Source organism: Arenimonas daejeonensis (assembly GCF_007993735.1).
In the GTDB taxonomy this organism is placed as follows: domain Bacteria; phylum Pseudomonadota; class Gammaproteobacteria; order Xanthomonadales; family Xanthomonadaceae; genus Arenimonas; species Arenimonas daejeonensis.
In genome coordinates, this window is the sequence record NZ_CP042453.1 from 1,554,977 (window position 1) to 1,574,226 (window position 19,250).

Here is a 19,250-nt window from a genome sequence, read left to right on the forward strand (position 1 = left end):
GCGGGCTTCGTCGTTTCCGGGTCGGGAATCCGGCTCAGCTGTCGAACAGGGCCGCATCCAGCGCCAGCAGGTTGCCGCTGCCGCTGCGCATGGCCGCGGCATGGGTCTGCGTGCGCGGCAGGATGCGGGCGAAGTAGAAACGCGCGGTCTCGCGCTTGGCGGTCTTGAAGTCGACGCCGTGGCTGCCGGCGTCCGCCGCGGCCACCGCCTTCGCCCACCAGAACGCCAGCGCCACGTAACCCGAATAGAACAGGTAGTCCACCGACGCCGCGCCGATCTCGTCGGCATTGGCCATGGCCTTCTTGCCGACTTCCATGGTCAGTTCACCCCACTGCTTGGCGATCTCGGCCAGCGGCAGCACGAACTCGGTCATCGTGGCATCGGTGGCGTGCTGGGTGCAGAAGGCCTGGATCATCTTCAGGAACTGCTGCAGCCCCGCGCCCTGCAGCTGCATGGTCTTGCGGCCCAGCAGGTCCAGCGCCTGGATGCCGGTGGTGCCTTCGTAGATGGTGGTGATGCGGGCGTCGCGCGCCAGCTGTTCCATGCCCCATTCGCGCACGTAGCCATGGCCGCCGAAACACTGCAGCGCGTGGTAGGTGCACTCGTTGCCCCACTCGGTCAGCAGGCCCTTGACGATGGGCGTGAGGAAACCGAGCAGCACGTCGGCTTCCTTGCGCTCGGTCTCGTCGGTCGAACGCTCGAGCACGTCCACCAGGGTGGCGGCGTGCAGCGCCAGCAGGCGGCCGCCTTCGGCCAGCGACTTGCAGGTGAGCAGCATGCGGCGGATGTCGGGGTGCACGATCAGTGGATCGGCCGGCTTGCCCGGTTCCTTCGCGCCGGAAAGCGCGCGGCCCTGCAGGCGGTCGCGCGAATACGCCAGCGCGTTCTGGTAGGCGCGGTCGATCAGCGCCAGGCCCTGCAGGCCGACCGCGAGGCGCGCGGTGTTCATCATGGTGAACATCGCATTGAGGCCCTTGTTCGGCTGGCCGATCAGGTAACCCTCGGCGCCGTCGAAGTTCATTACACAGGTCACGCTGCCGTGGATGCCCATCTTGTGTTCGATCGAACCGCAGCGCACCGCGTTGCGTTCACCGACCGTGCCGTCGCGGGCCACTTTCATCTTCGGCACGATGAACAGCGAGATGCCCTTCACGCCCGCGGGTGCGTCCGGCAGGCGCGCCAGCACCAGGTGGATGATGTTGTCGGTGAAGTCGTGCTCGCCGCCGGTGATGAAGATCTTGGTGCCGGACACCTTGTACGTGCCATCGGCCTGCGGTTCGGCCTTGGTCTTGAGCAGGCCCAGGTCGGAACCGCAATGCGGTTCGGTCAGGCACATCGTGCCGGTCCAGGTGCCGGCGATGATCGGCTTCAGGAACACTTCCTGCTGCCAGGCCTCGCCGTGGTGCTTCAGCGCTTCGGTGGCGCCGTGCGAGAGCAGGGGATAGTTGCCCCAGCTCAGGTTGGCGGCGTCGATCATTTCCTTCAGCGCGGCGCCGAAACTTTCCGGCAGGTGCTGGCCGCCCATGGCCTCGGGCGCGGTGATGCCGGCCCAGCCGCCTTCGACGAACTGCGCATAGGCTTCCTTGAAACCGGGCGGCGTCTTCACGTCGCCCGTCGCCGGGTCGAATACGCAGCCGACTTCATCGCCGACGCTGCTGAGCGGGGCCAGCACGGTCTGAGTGAAACGCGCGGCTTCGTCCATCACCGCGTCCAGCAGGTCGCGGGTGGCGTGTTCGGCGCCGAGTTTCGCGTACAGCTTGTCGGCTTCGATGACGTCGTAGAGCGCGAACTTCATGTCGCGCACGGGGGCGGTATAGCGGTTCATGCGTGGGGTCCTTGGAAAGTCAGCGCAGTACGCCGGTCAGCCCGGGCACCGGGTTGAGCGCGCTGGTGTAGTCGAAATCGTCGTCGGTTTCATGCTCGGCGCTGGCGATGCGGCCGGTCAGCTGGTAGCGCACGGCGCGGTTGTTGGCGAAGGCGTCGCTGACCGCGGCGCGCGCGCCGGCGGCGGGCGTGAACACGTGCCGGACGAGCTCGTTCGAACCCGGGCCGACGCTCATGTCCGGGTCGATATCAATGCGGGTGGCTTCCTGCCCGGCGAAACTGAGCGTGGCCTGCAGGCGCGAGAAGCGCATCGGCACGGTGCTGAAGTTCTGCAGGCGCACGTTGGCCACCCACTGGCCGTCTTCCTGCACGCGCAGTTCCTGCACGCTGGCCTGGGGCGGGAATACGCGCACGGGCGGGCCGCTGGAGCAGCCGGCGAGCAGGGCGATCAGCAGCAGCGACAGCAGGGCGGACAACTTGCGCATGGGCGGGTTCCGATGGCGGTGGAAACCGTTCGAGGATACCAGCCCGTACGGGCCCGCCGCATTTCCGGCCGGGGGTGGACGCCGCTTGCCGGGTGCTCAGGCGGCGGGGTTGGGGGCCTTGCCGGACATGTCCTGCCCCAGCCGGGCCTGGAACTGCTCGAAGGTCAGGCCCAGCTTCGCCACCTCGGCATCCGCCGCTTCGCGCAGCGGAACCGAGAACACCAATTGCACCTCGCGCCCCTGCGCGCGCAGCATGGCCGCGGCCTGCTTGATGATGGCCAGCACATGCGCGGCGCTGTCGGTGTCGCCGACAATTTTTCCGTTCAGCCCCAGCACCCACTGCCCGTCCTTGAAGACGACGGCACCCAGCAGCTTGCCCTTCTCGTCGCGCAGGTCGGCGTGCGGCTGGCCGAGCTTGTCGGCCGGGATGGCCTTCGCCAGCGTTTCGCCCTTGGTCTTCTTCTTGGCGTCGCGGCGGGATTTGGACTGGATGGACATCGCGGGCCTCGTTGGCTAGCGGGTCAGCCCGAGATAGTCGAGCTTGCCCAGCGGGACCCCATTGTGCCGCAGGATCGCGTAGGCCGTGGTGACATGGAAATGGATGTTCGGAAGGGCGAAATCCATCAGGTAGGACTGGCCGGCGAACTCGATGGTCTTCCCGGGCACCGGCAGGCTGATGGTGCGGGTTTCACTGCCGTCCAGCAGGGCCGCATCCACCCCGCGCACGAAGGCCAGGGTACGGGCCACGCGGTCCTGCAGCTGTGCGAACGTGGTCTCGTCGTCGGCCATTGCCGGCGACTCCAGGCCGGCCAGCCGCGCCACCACGCCCTTGGCCGAATCGCTGGCCCGCTGGATCTGCCCCGACAGCGGCAGCATGTCCGGCGCCAGCCGCGCCAGCACCAGGTTGTCGGGGTCGAACTCGCGCGCCTGCGCATGGGCCAGGCCCTTGTCCAGCACGTGCGAGAGGGTGTTCAGCGCCCGCGTGACGGGCGGCAGGGTGAGGGCGGACATGGTCAGGGCCATAACGGTCTCCGGTGGCGGGGTCGGGAGCTGAAGTCTGGCCCCGCGCGGCACCGGCCACTACACGGGGTTTTCGGGAAAGACTGGGCCAAAGGCCGCAGGCGAAAACCGCCAGCGGCTCACCAGACCAGGTCGTCGGGCACCTTGAACTGGGCGTAGTAGGCGTCGTCTTCGGAACTCGTGGCGGCGGTGTCCGTGGCCTGGCCGTGGTCGAGCACGATCAGGCTGGCGTCGCGTTCGCGCACCTTGTCGCCGGCGGCGCGCGGCAGCAGTTCGTAACGCTCGCCCAGGCGCGCGATCACCACGGTGCCGACGGCCAGTTTCCTGCGCTGGTCGTCATCAATCAGGATCGTGCGGATGGCGCCGTCGGCGGTGAAGCGGTATTCGCTTTCGCCCGAACGCGGCAGCTTCTTGTCCTGGATGATCTGGCGCGCCTGCGCCGCCAGTTCGGTGACGCGCGCCTGGGCCTTGCGTGCGGCTTCCAGCGCGCGGTCCTTTTCGGCCTTCGCCTCGCGCGCCAGTTCGGCCTCGCGGCGGATCTGATCGGATTCGGTCGTGCCCTTGGCCTGGCGGGCCTTCTGCTGCTCGCGCGCGGCCTCGGTGACCTTGGACTTCTTGGCCAGGCCCGCCTTGAGCAGTTGTTCCTGGAGGGGGTTGGGCTTGGCCATGGCGCGCTGTCTTGTGGGGGATTTCCGGGACATCATAGCCCCGTGCCCACCCGCCGCCGCCGTGGACCCCGCCGATGCAGCCCCTGAAATACCTGGCCGGCTACCCCGAACACCTGCAGGCGCAGGTGCGCGACCTGATCGGCCAGGACCGGCTGGGCCCGATGCTGGCCAACAAATACGGCCAGCTGCACACCGTGCGCAGCGACCGCCAGTTGTACGACTACGTGCAGGACCTCAAGGACCGCCACCTGCGCCAGTCGGTGCCGCTGGGCAAGGTCGCCTACGACGGCAAGCTGCAGGTGATGAAACACGCACTCGGCACGCACACCGCGGTTTCGCGCGTGCAGGGCAGCAAGCTCAAGGCCAGCCGCGAGATCCGCATCGCCACCGTGTTCCGCGACGCGCCCGCCGAATTCCTGAAGATGATCGTGGTGCACGAACTGGCGCACCTGAAGGAAGCCGAACACAACAAGGACTTCTACCGGCTGTGCACGCACATGGAGCCGGAGTATCACCAGTTGGAGTTTGATCTGCGGTTGTACCTGACGCAGCTGGAGATGAGGCCGCGGGCCCCGACTGTGGCCTGAATCGCCTCAAGTTCACTGGGCGTCCCCAAGTCCGAGCGGCGAAGTGGTTTGAGTCTGCAAGCGGCCTATTCTGTTGAAAAACTCGCTTTCTGGCGGGCGGCTGGGTCTAGCGGTTCGGCCGGATCAATGATTATTTGGCCAGGGGCGACGAGAAAATGGGCGCGCAAGCGCCCTTTGTCCTCAAAGGGCCGTTGCCATTGCCGCTTCGGGGCTTTTCGGCATCAACCACGCTGCCATTCTTCGTAAATTCTGTGCCGTTGCGGCCAGTAGGAACTCGTCTCTAGCGCCCTTCAGGCCGCGTAGACGCAATCTGTCCAACCGCAGGATGCGTTTGAGGTGCGCGAACAGCATCTCGACCTTCTTCCGATGTCGCCGTGACTGGGCATATCTCTTCGTCGTCGACAGCTGGCGCGCCACGTCCCGTGCGGACTCGTTCACCTGGCGGGCGATCCTTCGATGCGTCGTGTTGGGGCAGCACCGCGCCTTCAGTTCGCAGTTGGTGCAGTCGTGAAGGCTGCTGCGATAGATCAGCGTGTTGTCGGCGGTTGGCTTGCCGCTCGATAGCAGTGGCTTGCCCTGGGGGCAGCGGTACTCGTCAGCTTCCGCGTCCCAACTGAAGTCGGACCGCCCCAGCGACCCATCCTTGCGCTCGGCTTTGTCCCAGACCGGCACGTGGGGCTCGATGCCCTTCTCATCCACCATCCAGCCCAACATTTCCGACGTGCCGTAGGCGGTGTCGCCGATCAGCCGGGTCGGCTTGAGGTCGAAGCGCTGCTCGACCCTGTCGACCATGGTCCGTGTCGCTTGGACCTCGTCGGTCCGATACGCAGGCGTGGCTTCCACATCGACGATGACGCCCGCCTTTACATCGATCAGGTAGTTGGTCGAATAAGCGTAGAAGGCCGGGCCGCCGGGCGCGGCGGTCCACTGCGCTGCCGGGTCGGTCAGCGACACATTCTTGGGTGGGGTGCGCGGCGTCTCAGCGTCGTCCAGCGCCTGCAGATACTCCCGGACCGGGCGCGCGAGCGGCGACTCCCGGTCCCAGGCCGCATCGGCACCCGGCACGCCCCGCTGCCGGTTAGCATCGGCCTTGATCACGCTGGCGTCGATCGCGAAGCCCTCGCCGCCGACCAGGCCTTCGGCCAGGCAGCGCTCGAGCACCTTCTCGAATACGAAGCGCAGGGTGTCGTTGTCCCGGAAGCGGCCGTGGCGGTTCTTGGAGAATGTTGAGTGGTCCGGCACGGCATCTTCCAGGCCCAACCGGCAGAACCAGCGGTACGCCAGGTTCAAGTGGACCTCTTCGCACAACCGACGCTCCGAGCGGATGCCGAAGCAGTAACCCACGATCAGCATCCGGATCAGAAGGCCCGGATCAATCGAGGGGCGGCCGGTGTGGCTGTAGTGCGGGGCCAGGTGCTGGTGCAGCTCGCCCAGGTCAGGAAGTGGTCGATGCCGCGGAGCATGTGGCTCGCCGGGACGTGGTCTTCGAAGTTGAACGCGTAGAACAGGGGCGCTTGCCCGGCTTCCTGACGTCCCATCATCGCTGCGATTTCCGCTGGATCGATGGGAAATAATTTGACCACTTCAGTTGCGGTCAATCAATAGCATTACGTAGCTACTGGCGAGATATGGCGGCAATTATGTCGGTGCGCTTAGCACTTTAGCCACAACACGACTTCTGTTCCTGGATCGGCGGACAGGCAACCGTGCCGTATGAGCAGAACACACAGCAGTCACCCGGTTTCGGGCGCAGCAGTTGGCCGCAGCCGAGGCATTCGTAGAAGAACTGACAGGCGTTGGTCGGCATCGTCTCTGTCGCCTGATGACCACAATGGGGACAAGTCAACGTACTTTGTAACTCCAGCTCAGCCGCCATCTGAGCGAGCCTTGGCCGGGAAGCCTGCGTCAGTGATCGCACGGCTGACCGCGCTTATCGATGTGCGGCTTGGATCGAAGACCACCGTCACCGTCGCCGCCTCGGCATCGACGTGGTTGCTTTGCACGCCGGGAACCTTGTCGAGCGCCTTGCTGATGGTGATGCTGCACGCGGCGCAGGTCATGTTCTGCACGTCCAGCACCGCCTTCTTCGGCGCCGCGGCGGCCGCTAGGCCAGCCGACAACGCCAAGGTAAGGCCAACTATCCATTTGTTGCGCATCGGGACTCTCCTAGAGGAACCAGACCACGTAGTAGGGAAACAACAACAGTACTGCGATGCCGATGGCGGCCAGCCACAACCAGCGCCGCCGCCGGGCGAGGACCTGCGGGCTGACGCAGACGCCGTCGCTGCGGCATCGCGACGACGGGCCATAGAGATTCCAGAAAGCCAGCGCTAGGCACAGCAGTGTGGCGGCGCTGAACCAAGGCCGCCAGGCGTCCATGGCCGTCAGGTTGGCAATCCATGCGCCGCTGATGCCCATCAAGACCAGCACCAGCGGCACGACGCAGCATACTGATGCGCCGATGGCGGCGAGGGATGCGACCAGGATCGCCGGTGTGGTCGACTTGGGGGATTACTGGACATGGGCGCATAATACCTTCCGTACCCAAGTACGGAGTCAAGCCATGGACTTGCAGGCCCTCACGATCGGTCAACTGGCTGCCTCGGCGGCAGTAAACGTTGAGACAGTGCGCTATTACCAGCGGCGCGGGCTGCTGTCCGAGCCCAAGCGCCCTGCTGGCGGCATCCGTCGCTACACGTCGAGCGACCTCGCTCGCCTCCGCTACATTCGCCGTGCCCAGACCATGGGCTTCAGCCTCGATGAGATTGTTGGCCTGCTGGAGCTCAATGGCAGACGCGCTTGCGAGCAAACCAAGCGACTAACCGAAAACAAGTTGCTCGACGTTCGAAAGCGGCTCGGCGAACTACGCAAGCTCGAGCGTCAGCTATCGCAATTGGTCGCGAGCTGCGGCGAGGCCAGCGTAGGCGCGTTTTGTCCCACTCTCGAACTGCTTGAGCATGCGGGTACCGAGCCGTTGCCGCGGTCGCGGGGGCAGCACGTCAGGTCGATCCGTGCTGATGCGGCCTGAGTTGGAGATAGTTTTTCAACACAATAGACCCGAAGCGGACATTCCCGAATCAAACTTCGGTCTGCTCTGCGAGTTCCAGTGCATCATCCAGTTCGATGCCCAGGTAACGAACGGTGCTCTCAATTTTCGAGTGTCCGAGAAGCAGCTGGACCGCGCGTAGGTTCCGGGTGCGTCGGTAGATCAATGCCACCTTTGTTCGCCTCATGCTGTGAGTGCCGTATCGAGAATCGTCGAGCCCGATCTGGCGCACCCACTGGTGGACGATGCGCGCGTACTGCCTCGAAGTCAGATGAGAGGACCTGACAACACGGCTGGGAAAAAGAAAGTCGGTAGGAGCCAGCGATCTCTCCTGTATCCAACGACCGACAGATAGTCTGGTTTGCTCTGTGACCTCGAACTGGACTGGCGTCTGGGTCTTCCTTTGCATCACCATTGCCCGATGCAAGACCTGCGCGCCGTGGCAGACATCTTGGACGCGGAGGTTCACCAGGTCGCAGGCGCGGAGTTTCGAGTCGATGGCGAGGTTAAAAAGCGCCAGATCCCGGGTGCGGCCAGCGATCTGCAAGCGAACCCTGATGGCGTAGATCTCATTGAGCCTGAGCGGGGCCTTCTGGCCGACCAGCGTTCCCTTGTTCCATGCTTTTCGGCTGACGAGCGTACGGGCGGACATGGCTGTCTCCAGCGCGGGCCTGCCATGTTGCACCCTCGACACGGTCCACGGGCGAAGCTGGCCTTGGCTTCATGATGTTCCACCAGCCGATCGCAACCGCAACGCATTGGCCACCACCGAGGCCGAGCTCAGGCTCATCGCCAGCGCCGCGATCATCGGACTGAGCAGCAGCCCGAAGGCCGGGTACAACAGGCCCGCCGCGATGGGCACGCCCAGGGCGTTGTAAAGCAGGGCGAAGCCGAGGTTCTGCTTCATGTTTGCCACCGTCGCCTGCGAGATGCGGCGGGCGCGGGCGATTCCGCGCAGGTCACCCTTCACCAGCGTGACCTGGCCGGTGGACATGGCCACGTCGGTGCCGGTGCCCATGGCAATTCCGACGTCGGCGCGGGCCAGCGCCGGGGCATCGTTGATGCCGTCGCCGGCCATGGCGACCCGCCGGCCCTGCGCCTGCAGCGCCGCGACCAGGTCCGCCTTGTCCTGTGGCCGCACCTCGCCGTGCACTTCGTCGATGCCGAGTGCTTTCGCCACCGAGCGGGCGGTAGTCTCGCCATCGCCGGTAGCCATGATCAGGCGAAGGCCAGCGTCGCGCAGTTCCGACAGGGCGGCCGGGGTGGAGGCCTTCACCGGGTCGGCGACTGCGACCAGTCCGGCCGCACGACCGTCCACCGCCAGGAACATCACGCTGGCGCCTTCGGCGCGCAGCGCTTCGGCCTCGTGCCGCAGGCCGCCGACGTCCACGCCGTCCTCCGTCATCAACGCGCGGTTGCCCAGCGCCAGTGCCTTGTCCTCGACCCGGCCGCGCACACCGATGCCGCTGGCCGACTCGAACGACTCCGCTTTCGACAGGGCCAGGCCGCGCCCGAGCGCCTCCTTGACGATAGCCGCCGCCAGAGGATGTTCGCTGCCCTGGTCCAGAGAGGCCGCCAGTCGAAGCACTTCCGTTGCGTCGCCGCCGGCCGCCGCCACGGCGGTGCGGTACGCCGGCCGACCCTCGGTCAGAGTGCCGGTCTTGTCGACGATGAGCGTGTCCACCTTGCGCAGGTTCTCGATCGCCTCGGCGTCGCGGAACAGGACGCCCGCACCGGCTGCGCGGCCGGTGGCGACCATGATGGACATCGGCGTGGCCAGGCCCAGCGCGCACGGGCAAGCGATGATGAGCACCGCCACGCTATTGAGTACGGCATAGACCCAAGCCGGTTCCGGCCCGAACAGGCCCCAGGCGAAGAAGGTCAGCACGGCGATCGCCAGCACCGCCAGCACGAACCAGTACGACACTACATCTGCCATGCGCTGCATCGGTGCGCGCGAGCGCTGCGCCTTGGCCACCAGCTGCACGATCTGGCTGAGCACAGTGTCCGCGCCAACCTTGCCGGCCACCATCACCAGGCTGCCCGAGGTGTTGAGCGTGGCGCCTATCACCGGATCGCCCGGACCTTTGGCCACCGGCAGGATTCGCCGGTGATCATCGATTCGTCCACGCTCGAATGGCCCTCTTCGACCGTGCCGTCGGTCGGGACGTTCTCGCCGGGACGAACGCGCAGGCGGTCGCCGACGTGCACGTGCGAGACCTCGATGTCTTCCTCGCCGCCGTCCGCCCGGATGCGGCGCGCAGTCTTGGGCGCAAGCCGTAGCAACGCCTTGATCGCGGCCGACGTCTGCGAGCGAGCCCGCAGCTCCATCATCTGGCCAAGCAGGGTGAGGGACACGATCACCGCCGCGGCTTCGAAGTACACGCCGACCCGGCCATGCTCCCGGAACGAGTCCGGGAAGATCCCGGGCGCGAGGGTGGCGACCACGCTATAGATATACGCCGCACCCACACCCGTGCCAATCAGCGTCCACATGTTCAACTGGCCGGTGCGCAGCGATACCGCCCATCTCACGAAGAAGGGCGCCGCCGCCCAGGCCACCACCGGCGTCGACAGCAGCAGTTCGATCCAGGTCCGGGTGGCGGCATCGAGTGCGCCCCAACGGTGGCCGACCATGGCCAGCGCCAGCACCACCAGGGTTGCCGGCAGGCTGAACCAGAACCGCCGGCTGAAATCGGCGAGTTCGGGCGAACCCTCGTCCTCGACGGCCGGCAGCATGGGCTCGAGTGCCATGCCGCACTTGGGGCAGCTGCCGGGGGCATCCCGGATGATCTCGGGATGCATGGGGCACGTGTAGCGCGTGCCTGCAGTGGCGACGGGCGTAACGGGCGCGCGATGGCTGGCGTGGTCCATGGTCCTGTCTCCTAGTGGTGGCCGTCCGGCGCCTTCGTGCGCGACGACCAATGGATGTGCACGATTTTCCACCCCTCTTCACTTCGCCGGACCAGCATGGTCTCGGCGCTGAGTACCGTGACCGGCTTGCCGTCACGGCTCACGTGCAGTTCGCTCTCGCTGGCGACCCACGCAAGATCGCCATGGACGGCCGCCGTGCGCCGCAGGAGCTGGACATGCGCCTGCTTGAGGAAGGCGGCATCGCCTTTCGCATGGCCGCCAAGATACTCCTCGGCGGACCGCTCGGCCCCGCCGGCCTCTAGGATGAGCACCTTCGGGTCGAGCTCGGCGCCGGCGGCGACGAGGTTCCCGAGACGAGCGCAGCGGAGAAGCGGTCTACGGCTTCCACGGCGGCGCGGGCATCGGCCGGAACCTGGATGGCTGGCGTTGCACGCTCCGCGTCATGCGCGTGGGCCCCCGGGCCATCGGCTCGCACGGGTGTCGCGAGGGCGAGGAAACAGAGGGCGGAGATGACGAACTTGTTCATGAGTCTGGCTCTCTCAGTGGTCGTGGGTCGAGTGGTCGTGCTCGTTCGCCGGGTCGGCGGGAGGCGGATCGCTGGCGTCCTCCGTTTGCGTGGCCTCACCAGAGCCATCCGCATGGTGACCCGGCGCATCGCTTTCCTGGTCATTGGAATGCTCGCCCGTCTCCTCGTGTCCGTGCGGCATCGACTCGCCGCCACCGTGGGAGTGGCCGCCGCTGGCGGCGACCAGGGCGCGATAGCGTTCCGCGTCCATGGCCGGCATGGCCTGCAGGAAAGCCACCATGCTCCAGATGTACTCATCCGGCATGCTGCCGCCCCAGGCGGGCATGCCCGAGGCCTTGACGCCATGCTTGATCACCCAGAACGCGCGCGCCGGATCGGGTGCGCCCCGTTCGGCAAGGGCTGGCGCCGCCGGGTACAGGCCCCGGCTGAGCTCCGTGGGCGCCATGCCCGGAGCTAGGTGGCAGCCCGTGCACATGGCCGCGTAGTTGCCGGCGCCATTGAGCACCTGTGCCTCCGAGCCGAGCGCCGGAACGACCAGGCCCTCGGCGCGAACCGCGATGGCACGGTCCCTGGCGACCTCAATCAGTCCATGTACCCAGTCGGCGTGGGGCTTGTCGGCCCCCGGCTCCACCAGCCCGAAGTAAATCGTTCCGCTTATCGCAGCGGCCACCAGCGCCAGCATGATCAGTGTGCTTCTGAAAAATCCCATCCCCATTCTCCTTGTCATTGTCTTCAGTTCCCCATCCTTGCGTGGCGCAAGCCAATCTGGCGCTGCTTCACCAGTGCATAGATTGCCGGGATCACGGCGAGCGTCAGCACCGTCGACGACACCATGCCGCCGACCATCGGGGCCGCGATCCGGCGCATCACCTCCGAGCCGGTGCCCGTGCTCCACATGATCGGAAGCAGGCCGGCCATGATGGCCACCACGGTCATCATCTTCGGCCGCACGCGCTCGACGGCGCCCTCGACGATGGCATCGACCAGGTCGCCCACGCCGATTGAATCGCCTTGGGCGCGACGTGCGGCGGCCCGGGCCTCCAGCGCGTGGTCCAGGTAGATCAGCATCACGACGCCCGTTTCGGCCGCGACGCCGGCCAGCGCGATGAAGCCCACGGCTACCGCCACACTCAGGTTGTAGTCCAGCGCCCACAGCAGCCAGATGCCGCCGACGAGGGCGAAGGGCACCGACAGCATCACGATCAGTGACTCAGTGACGCGGCGGAAGTTGAGGTAGAGCAGCAGGAAGATGATCGCCAGCGTTACCGGCACCACGATCTTCATCTTCGCGATTGCGCGCTGCATGTATTCGTACTGGCCACTCCAGGTCGCGTAGTAGCCCGGCGGGAAGCTCACGTCTCGGGCGACGGCTTCCCTGGGCCGCGTTGACGTAGGCGCCCAGATCCGCGTTCCGCGTATCGACATAGATGTAGGCGGAGAGCAACGCGTTCTCGGTGCGGATCGACGGCGCGCCCTGGCGGATGCGGATGTCTGCCAGCTCACCCAGCGGAACCTGCGCCCCGTCCGGAGTCGCCCACCAGGACCTGTTGCGCGATGGCTTCGGGGCTGTCGCGCAGCCCCCGCGGGTAGCGGACGATGACCCCGAAGCGCTCGCGGCCCTCGACGGTGCGCGTGACCAGGTCGCCACCCATCGCGGTGGCCACGACGTCCTGCAGGTCCCCCACGGGCAGGCCGTAGCGGGCCAGCTGCCCCCGGTCGGGCTCGATGTCCAAGTAGAACCCGCCGGTCAGGCGCTCGGCATACGCGCTGGTGGTGCCGGGCACCGTGCGCACGGCGGCCTCGATCTGGCGCGCGAGGCGCTCCATCTCGACCAGATCCGTGCCGAACACCTTGATGCCGATCGGCGTGCGGATGCCCGTGGCCAGCATGTCGGAGCGGGCCTTGATGGGCATGGTCCAGGCATTGGCCACGCCCGGGAACTGCAGCGCCTGGTCCATTTCGGCGATCAGCTTGTCCGTGGTCATGCCCTCGCGCCACTGGTTCTCGGGCTTGAGGTTGATGATGGTCTCGAACATCTCCAGCGGGGCGGGGTCCGTTGCGGTCAGTGCACGACCCGCCTTGCCGAAGACCGACTCGACCTCCGGGAAGCTCCGGATGATCCGGTCCTGTTGCTGCAGGAGTTCGGCCGCCCCTGGTCACGGACATTCCCGGCAGCGAGCTCGGCATGTACAGCAGCGTGCCCTCGTTGAGCGTGGGCATGAACTCGCTGCCGAGGCGGGAGGCGGGCCAGGCCGACACCGCGAGCACGACCAGGGCCGCGCCGACCGTGGCCGCCTTGTGCCGCAGCACGAAGCCGATCACGGGCCGGTAGGCGGCAATCATGAAGCGGTTCACCGGGTTCCGGGCCTCGGGCAGGATCCGGCCGCGCACGAACAGCAGCATGAGCACCGGCACCAGCGTCACCGACAGCAGCGCGCCGGCCGCCATGGCGAAGGTCTTGGTGAAGGCCAGGGGATGGAACAGGCGCCCTTCCTGGGCCTCGAGGGCGAACACAGGCAGGAAGGATACGGTGATGATCAACAGGCTGAAGAAGAGCGCCGGGCCGACCTCCCTGCATGCATTGATGATCAGCTGCAGGCGCGGCGTGCGTCCGCCATCGCGCTCGATGTGCTTATGGGCGTTCTCAATCATCACGATGGCGGCATCCACCATCGCGCCGATGGCAATGGCGATGCCGCCCAGGCTCATGATGTTGGAGTTCATGCCCAGCAGGCGCATGGCCAGGAAGGCTATTAGCACGCCGACGGGGAGCATGATGATCGCCACCATCGCGCTACGGACGTGGAAGAGGAAGACCACGCAGACCAAGGCGACGATCAGGGCTTCCTCGACCAGGGTCCAGCGCAGCGTGGCGATGGCGCGGTGGATGAGGTCGGAGCGGTCGTAGACGGCGCGCAGGGAGACGCCCTCGGGAAGCCCGGGGGTGATGTCGGCGATGCGCTGCTTCAGGCCGTCGATCACGGCCAATGCGTTCTCGCCGTACCTCGCCACGGCGATGCCCGCGACCACCTCGCCTTCGCCGTCGAGCTCGGCGAGGCCACGGCGTTCGTCCGGAACCAGTTCGACCCGGGCGAGGTCGCCCACGCGCACCGGCGTGCCGCCGTCCACCTTGACCACCAGACCCTCGATGTCCTCGATGCCGCGAAGGTAGCCGCGCCCGCGGATCATGTACTCGGTTTCCGCCATCTCCAGCACGCGCCCGCCGACATCGCGATTGCTGGCAGCGATCACCTCGGAGATACGTGAGAGGGGTACGCCGTACTGCCGCAGCCGACCCGGATCCGCCGTGACCGAATACTGGCGGACGAATCCGCCGACGCTGGCGACTTCGGCCACGCCGGGCGCCTTGGTCAGCTGGTACCGGACATACCAGTCCTGGATGGCGCGCAGTTCGTCCAGCGATTGCTGGCTGCCCTCGAGCACGTACTGGTAGACCCACCCTACGCCCGTGGCATCCGGGCCCAGCGTGGGAGACACACCTTCCGGGAGCTGCTTGGACGCGGTGCTCAGGTACTCGAGCACCCGCGAGCGCGCCCAGTAGATGTCGGTGCCGTCCTCGAAGATCACGTAGACGAAGGAGGCGCCGAAGAACGAGAAGCCACGGACGACCCTGGACTTCGGGACGGCCAGCATGGCCGTGGTCAGCGGGTAGGTGACCTGGTCTTCGACGACCTGCGGTGCCTGGCCGGGCACCTCGGTGAACACGATGACCTGCACGTCGGAGAGGTCGGGAAGCGCGTCGAGCGGCGTCTTGGCCAGCGCGTACAGTCCGGCCGCCGTGATCGCGAGGGTGGCCACCAGCACGAGGAAGACATTGCGAAGCGACCATTCGATCAGCCCGGCGAGCATGTCAGTGCCCTCCCTTGTGGCCAGCATGGGGATCATCCGCCGGCGCTTCGTGGCCGGCAGGCGGTTCGTCCGACGGCTCACCGTGGCCCGCGTGCGAATCGTCTGCCGGCGCGTCCGCCGGGGCGGCCGTCTCTCGCGCGCCGCCAGCCTCCAGACTGCCCAGCGCAGCGCGCAGGTTGCTTTCGGCATCGAGCAGGAAGTTCGCCGAGACCACGACGGTCTCGCCGGCCTCGACGCCAGAGAGCACGGCGACCCGGTCACCGGAACGCGCACCCAATTGCACCTCCCGCGGCGTGAACTGGCCGGGCGCGGTCTGCACCAGCACGACCTGGCGGGTCCCCGAATCAATCACCGCGGAGCGGTCGACGGTCACGACCGGCGCCGATGCCTGACCGGTCAGTTCGACGTCTCCGAACAGCCCGGGGCGCAGGACGCCGTCGGGGTTCTCCACTTCGATCCGCACGCCCAGGGTCCGGCTGGCGCGGTCGAGCGTGGGCTGGATGAAGGCGACGTCGCCTTCAAACCGCCGGCCGGGAAGACTGGGGGTTTCGAAGCTCGCGTGGTCGCCGAGGGTGAGGTTGGCCAGTCCGGACGCAGGAACCTGCGCGACGACCCACACGCGCGACAGGTCGGCCAGGCGCAGGATGGTCTGGCCCGGTTCGAAGCGCTCCCCTTGCACGACCAGCTTTTCGACCACGACCGCATCGGTGGGCGATGAGAGGACGAGCCCGGATTCGCTGCCCGCCCGGGCCACGCCGGCACCGGAGACTTCCCAGTTGCGCAGGCGCGTGCGCGCCGCATCACGAAGCTGGCGCATGGTCGCCGCGCTATCCGGATCACTTGCGGCCAATCGCTTTGCTGCGTCGTCAGCCACCCGGAATTCCTGCCGGGCCGCGACGAGCTCCGGGCTGTAGACCGTTGCCAGCGCGTCGCCACGGCGGATCGCCATGCCCGTCTGATTGGCGTGCAGGGTCTCGATCCAGCCCTCGAATCGCGGCGCAACCGCGAACTGCCGGGTCTCGTCCACCTCCACCGTGGCGCTCGCCCGCACCCGGGGCGCCAGCGCTTCGCGCACCGCCGCTTCCGTGCGCACGCCCAACTGCTGGACCTTGCCGGGTGCGAGCACCACGGTGCCCGGCTCGGGCGGCGGGGCCTCGTCCGCAAAGACCGGCAGGTAGTCCATGCCCATCGAATCCTTCTTCGGCACCGGCGAGGTGTCGGGCAGGCCCATGGGATTGCGGTAGTACAGGATCTTGCGCTCGACGGGCTCCGACGCCTCAGTTTCCGTTGGCGACGCCGCCGGGGCCGATGCCCGTCCGCTCCACCAACCCACGGCCAGGGCCGCACCCAGCGCGAGCGCCAACGCGCTCCACTTCAGACCGTTCATCGCACACCTCCGGTGATGGCGCCCACGGCAGCGGCGGCGACCAGTTCGTCGCGACGCGCATCCACCTGCGCCAGAGCCGCGCCCTGCCACGCGTCCAGCGCTTCGAGCAGGGTTCCAAAGTCCACTTCGCCTACGCGGTAGCTGGCCAGGGCCGATTCGAAATTGGCCTGCGCCTGCGGCACGAGGGTCTGTTCGATCAGACGACGCTGGTCGCGGGCAGCGCGTGCCTGCGACCAGACTTGACCGAGCTGGCCGGCGAGACCGGCAGCCAGGGCGTCCGAGCGGGCGCGGGCCGCGTCACCCCTCAGACGGGCCTCGCGTTCCCGCTCGCGCCGGGCGCGCTGCTGCAGGGGAATCTCGACGGCCAGCATCACTTCGTAGCCTTCCACGCGGTCGTCCCGCTGAATGACGCCGAAGCCCAGGCTGAGGTCGGGGTAGCGGGCGCGGCGCTGCAGCTCGAAGGCCGCCTCGGCCGCCTCGGTCCGGGCGGCGCTGGCCTGCAGGGCGGGGTGTCCGGCATCGGCCAGCATCGCCAACACCTGGTCGAGACGTTCGGCCGGAAGCGGCAATTCGGGCTCTGAGGCGGGTTCGGCCAGCGGGGCATCCACGGGGCGGGCCAGCACCGCATTGAGCATTGCCGCAGCCTCGGCGCGCGCAGCCAGCCGGGCGATACGCTCGCGCTGCAGCCCGGTGCGGGCCACCTGCGCCCGGATCGAATCCTGCTGCGCGGCGATGCCCAGCGAATAGCGGGTCCGTGCCACTTCCTCCAGCTGGCCCAGAAGCTCGATCTGTCGGTCGAGCACCGCGACGGCTTCACGTACGTGCCAGAACCGCACGTAGGCTTCCTCGGCGCGAGCCAGCAAGTCGAGGGCCACCGCGTCGCGGTCCAGGCCCGCGGCGCTCGCCTCATGTCGGGCGACCTCGCGGGCCAAGCCGCGCTTGCCCCACATCGGGAAGGACTGCCGGACCCGCCAGGTCGTGGCGTCCACGTTGCCGGGCAGGAGGCTGGGGCGGTCGGGGTCGATGCCCATCAGTTCGACCTCGGCCATCGGATCGGGCAGCGCGCCGGCGGGCAGCACCCGGGCCTGCGCGGCCTCGGCTTCCGCCTGCAGGGCGCGCAGCTCGGGATTGCGCCCGATAAGCCAGGCCCGCACCGAGTCGAGGTCGGCGCCGGGAATCAGCGTGGGTGACGCCGCCGCGGGCGCGACAAGCCACAGCGAGGCCAGCAGCAGCGCCAGCCATGGCGCGGCGCCGTTCGCGGCGATGTCGCGCCGCGCAGGAAAAACGTTCGGGTATCCCATGGTGTTCGCCTTGCACGTTCCGCGCGTCCGGGGAGCGCGGGTGTGGATCGGGCGACGCAGGCCAATGCGGGCCGCGCCGACTGGACCGGACGCGGCGCACCTGGCGCCGCGACGGGTCATCGGCAGGGGATCAAATCAGCAGGAGGCTGGCGGGATGGGCCGTGGGCCGATGCCAGGAGCACAAGGGACCTGGCGAAGCCGCTCCCGCCGGCGACAGCGGCACATGCGCCAAAACCCGCACGAGCGGTGATGTTGGCAGGGGCCGAGCGCCGGAACGGAGAGCGCACGCGAAGCGTCGGACGCCAGGTCGCTCCGGCTGCAATGGGACTCGCAGCCGGCCGAAAGGTCGACGGCGGCGGTCGGCGCCGGGGAAGGATGGCAGGGTTCCGGCTCGGGGGCGGGCCGCCAGCCAGCGCCATACTGGCATGGGTGCCGGACATGACCATGCTCGCCAGAGTGCAGGCCGGGTGACTGGCCATGGCGAACTGCGTCCAGAGCAGCGCCACCATCGCGAGGAGCGACAGCCGGGCACGCAAGCGGTGGTGGCGCAGGCGCTTCATCGTGGGAGTACCTTACTCCATCCGGGAGTACCGGTTGGTGACCTCGGTCAAGTTCGGTCGAGGCAACTTGCAGACCCCGGATCCGGCGGGACAGTTTCGCGCCCCCGTCCTTCAGACGGGGTCAAGTGCAACCCTCGATATGGCAGTGCGGGCAAGTCGCTCGTAGCCTTCTTGGCCCTCGGGCTGGGCAGCGGGGAACGTCCGCTCCTGGCCTATTGTGTTGAAAAACTATCTCCAACTCAGGCCGCATCAGCACGGATCGACCTGACGTGCTGCCCCCGCGACCGCGGCAACGGCTCGGTACCCGCATGCTCAAGCAGTTCGAGAGTGGGACAAAACGCGCCTACGCTGGCCTCGCCGCAGCTCGCGACCAATTGCGATAGCTGACGCTCGAGCTTGCGTAGTTCGCCGAGCCGCTTTCGAACGTCGAGCAACTTGTTTTCGGTTAGTCGCTTGGTTTGCTCGCAAGCGCGTCTGCCATTGAGCTCCAGCAGGCCAACAATCTCATCGAGGCTGAAGCCCATGGTCTGGGCACGGCGAATGTAGCGGAGGCGAGCGAGGTCGCTCGACGTGTAGCGACGGATGCCGCCAGCAGGGCGCTTGGGCTCGGACAGCAGCCCGCGCCGCTGGTAATAGCGCACTGTCTCAACGTTTACTGCCGCCGAGGCAGCCAGTTGACCGATCGTGAGGGCCTGCAAGTCCATGGCTTGACTCCGTACTTGGGTACGGAAGGTATTATGCGCCCATGTCCAGTAATCCCCCAAGTCGACCACACCGGCGATCCTGGTCGCATCCCTCGCCGCCATCGGCGCATCAGTATGCTGCGTCGTGCCGCTGGTGCTGGTCTTGATGGGCATCAGCGGCGCATGGATTGCCAACCTGACGGCCATGGACGCCTGGCGGCCTTGGTTCAGCGCCGCCACACTGCTGTGCCTAGCGCTGGCTTTCTGGAATCTCTATGGCCCGTCGTCGCGATGCCGCAGCGACGGCGTCTGCGTCAGCCCGCAGGTCCTCGCCCGGCGGCGGCGCTGGTTGTGGCTGGCCGCCATCGGCATCGCAGTACTGTTGTTGTTTCCCTACTACGTGGTCTGGTTCCTCTAGG

20 protein-coding genes and 3 pseudogenes are annotated in these 19,250 nt (G+C 67.3%); 3 read left to right on the plus strand and 20 right to left on the minus strand.

Translation table 11 applies throughout. The annotated features are described in order from the left end of the window. Positions 1-34: 34 nt before the first annotated feature. The 5 genes from FRZ33_RS07425 to FRZ33_RS07445 form a co-directional block, all read right to left on the minus strand. The gene (locus FRZ33_RS07425) at positions 35-1,825 is read right to left on the minus strand and encodes an acyl-CoA dehydrogenase C-terminal domain-containing protein (RefSeq protein WP_146908781.1); all 1,791 of its coding nucleotides are present in this window, start codon (positions 1,823-1,825) and stop codon (positions 35-37) included. A 19-nt stretch (positions 1,826-1,844) separates the two neighbouring features. After that, positions 1,845-2,309: an LEA/WHy family protein gene (locus tag FRZ33_RS07430; protein WP_146908783.1), complete on the minus strand. Its 465-nt coding sequence runs from the start codon at positions 2,307-2,309 to the stop codon at positions 1,845-1,847. Positions 2,310-2,405: 96 nt separating this feature from the next. After that, a complete protein-coding gene (locus tag FRZ33_RS07435; protein ID WP_146908784.1) occupies positions 2,406-2,807 on the minus strand; it encodes a hypothetical protein in 402 nt (133 codons plus the stop codon). Positions 2,808-2,822: 15 nt separating this feature from the next. Next, entirely contained in the window at positions 2,823-3,320 is a 498-nt protein-coding gene (locus FRZ33_RS07440; protein WP_227977695.1) for a DUF1993 domain-containing protein, read from the minus strand. Between the two features lie 128 nt (positions 3,321-3,448). Continuing rightward, entirely contained in the window at positions 3,449-3,997 is a 549-nt protein-coding gene (locus FRZ33_RS07445) for a DUF2058 domain-containing protein (protein WP_146908787.1), read from the minus strand. A 74-nt stretch (positions 3,998-4,071) separates the two neighbouring features. Between FRZ33_RS07445 and FRZ33_RS07450 the strand changes: the two genes are divergently transcribed. Continuing rightward, a complete protein-coding gene (locus tag FRZ33_RS07450; RefSeq protein WP_146908789.1) occupies positions 4,072-4,584 on the plus strand; it encodes a M48 metallopeptidase family protein in 513 nt (170 codons plus the stop codon). A gap of 180 nt (positions 4,585-4,764) precedes the next feature. Here the strand turns inward: FRZ33_RS07450 and FRZ33_RS07455 are convergent. The 4 genes and pseudogenes from FRZ33_RS07455 to FRZ33_RS07470 form a co-directional block, all read right to left on the minus strand. Continuing rightward, positions 4,765-6,125, minus strand: a pseudogene (locus tag FRZ33_RS07455) (transposase). 119 nt (positions 6,126-6,244) lie between these two features. Beyond that, the gene (locus tag FRZ33_RS16140; RefSeq protein ID WP_146908791.1) at positions 6,245-6,460 is read right to left on the minus strand and encodes a GDCCVxC domain-containing (seleno)protein; all 216 of its coding nucleotides are present in this window, start codon (positions 6,458-6,460) and stop codon (positions 6,245-6,247) included. After that, positions 6,450-6,740, minus strand: coding sequence for a heavy-metal-associated domain-containing protein (locus FRZ33_RS07465; protein WP_146908793.1), 291 nt, complete (start codon positions 6,738-6,740; stop codon positions 6,450-6,452). Before FRZ33_RS07465 ends, FRZ33_RS16140 begins: the two co-directional genes overlap by 11 nt. 10 nt (positions 6,741-6,750) lie before the next feature. Further along, entirely contained in the window at positions 6,751-7,071 is a 321-nt protein-coding gene (locus tag FRZ33_RS07470) for a mercuric transporter MerT family protein (protein WP_146908794.1), read from the minus strand. On the opposite strand from FRZ33_RS07470, the gene FRZ33_RS07475 reads away from it, so the two are divergent. Next, positions 6,995-7,612, plus strand: a complete 618-nt coding sequence (locus tag FRZ33_RS07475) for a MerR family transcriptional regulator (RefSeq protein WP_227977696.1) — start codon at positions 6,995-6,997, stop codon at positions 7,610-7,612. The genes FRZ33_RS07470 and FRZ33_RS07475 overlap by 77 nt on opposite strands. 49 nt (positions 7,613-7,661) lie before the next feature. Here FRZ33_RS07475 and FRZ33_RS07480 read toward each other — a convergent pair whose 3' ends face one another. From FRZ33_RS07480 to FRZ33_RS07515, 11 genes and pseudogenes are all read right to left on the minus strand, one after another. Next, positions 7,662-8,282: a tyrosine-type recombinase/integrase gene (locus FRZ33_RS07480; RefSeq protein WP_146908796.1), complete on the minus strand. Its 621-nt coding sequence runs from the start codon at positions 8,280-8,282 to the stop codon at positions 7,662-7,664. 69 nt (positions 8,283-8,351) lie between these two features. Continuing rightward, positions 8,352-10,435 (minus strand): annotated as a pseudogene (locus tag FRZ33_RS07485) (copper-transporting P-type ATPase). A gap of 80 nt (positions 10,436-10,515) precedes the next feature. Next, on the minus strand, positions 10,516-10,815 hold the full coding sequence (locus FRZ33_RS07490) for a nuclear transport factor 2 family protein (protein ID WP_146908798.1): 300 nt from the start codon (positions 10,813-10,815) through the stop codon (positions 10,516-10,518). Then, a complete protein-coding gene (locus FRZ33_RS15155) occupies positions 10,803-11,030 on the minus strand; it encodes a hypothetical protein (RefSeq protein WP_158637146.1) in 228 nt (75 codons plus the stop codon). The genes FRZ33_RS07490 and FRZ33_RS15155 overlap by 13 nt, the downstream gene beginning before the upstream one ends. A 13-nt stretch (positions 11,031-11,043) precedes the next feature. Further along, complete coding sequence (locus tag FRZ33_RS07495) at positions 11,044-11,712, minus strand: c-type cytochrome (RefSeq protein ID WP_227977698.1); 669 nt, start codon at positions 11,710-11,712, stop codon at positions 11,044-11,046. Positions 11,713-11,762: 50 nt separating this feature from the next. Further along, a complete protein-coding gene (locus FRZ33_RS17665) occupies positions 11,763-12,455 on the minus strand; it encodes an efflux RND transporter permease subunit (RefSeq protein WP_425480631.1) in 693 nt (230 codons plus the stop codon). Between the two features lie 74 nt (positions 12,456-12,529). After that, a complete protein-coding gene (locus FRZ33_RS17670; RefSeq protein ID WP_425480632.1) occupies positions 12,530-13,168 on the minus strand; it encodes an efflux RND transporter permease subunit in 639 nt (212 codons plus the stop codon). 25 nt (positions 13,169-13,193) lie between these two features. After that, a pseudogene (locus tag FRZ33_RS17675) lies at positions 13,194-14,936 on the minus strand (efflux RND transporter permease subunit); the annotation flags it as partial. Continuing rightward, positions 14,902-16,287, minus strand: a complete 1,386-nt coding sequence (locus tag FRZ33_RS07505) for an efflux RND transporter periplasmic adaptor subunit (RefSeq protein ID WP_146908802.1) — start codon at positions 16,285-16,287, stop codon at positions 14,902-14,904. The gene FRZ33_RS07505 and the pseudogene FRZ33_RS17675, both read right to left, overlap by 35 nt. Next, positions 16,284-17,588, minus strand: coding sequence for a TolC family protein (locus FRZ33_RS07510; protein WP_146908804.1), 1,305 nt, complete (start codon positions 17,586-17,588; stop codon positions 16,284-16,286). The genes FRZ33_RS07505 and FRZ33_RS07510 overlap by 4 nt, the downstream gene beginning before the upstream one ends. A 799-nt stretch (positions 17,589-18,387) precedes the next feature. Beyond that, a complete protein-coding gene (locus FRZ33_RS07515) occupies positions 18,388-19,005 on the minus strand; it encodes a MerR family transcriptional regulator (protein WP_227977696.1) in 618 nt (205 codons plus the stop codon). Between FRZ33_RS07515 and FRZ33_RS07520 the strand changes: the two genes are divergently transcribed. Further along, positions 18,953-19,249 carry a mercuric transporter MerT family protein gene (locus tag FRZ33_RS07520; RefSeq protein WP_265468763.1) on the plus strand — a complete coding sequence of 99 codons (297 nt, stop codon included), beginning with the start codon at positions 18,953-18,955 and terminating at the stop codon, positions 19,247-19,249. The genes FRZ33_RS07515 and FRZ33_RS07520 overlap by 53 nt on opposite strands. Position 19,250 lies beyond the last annotated feature (1 nt).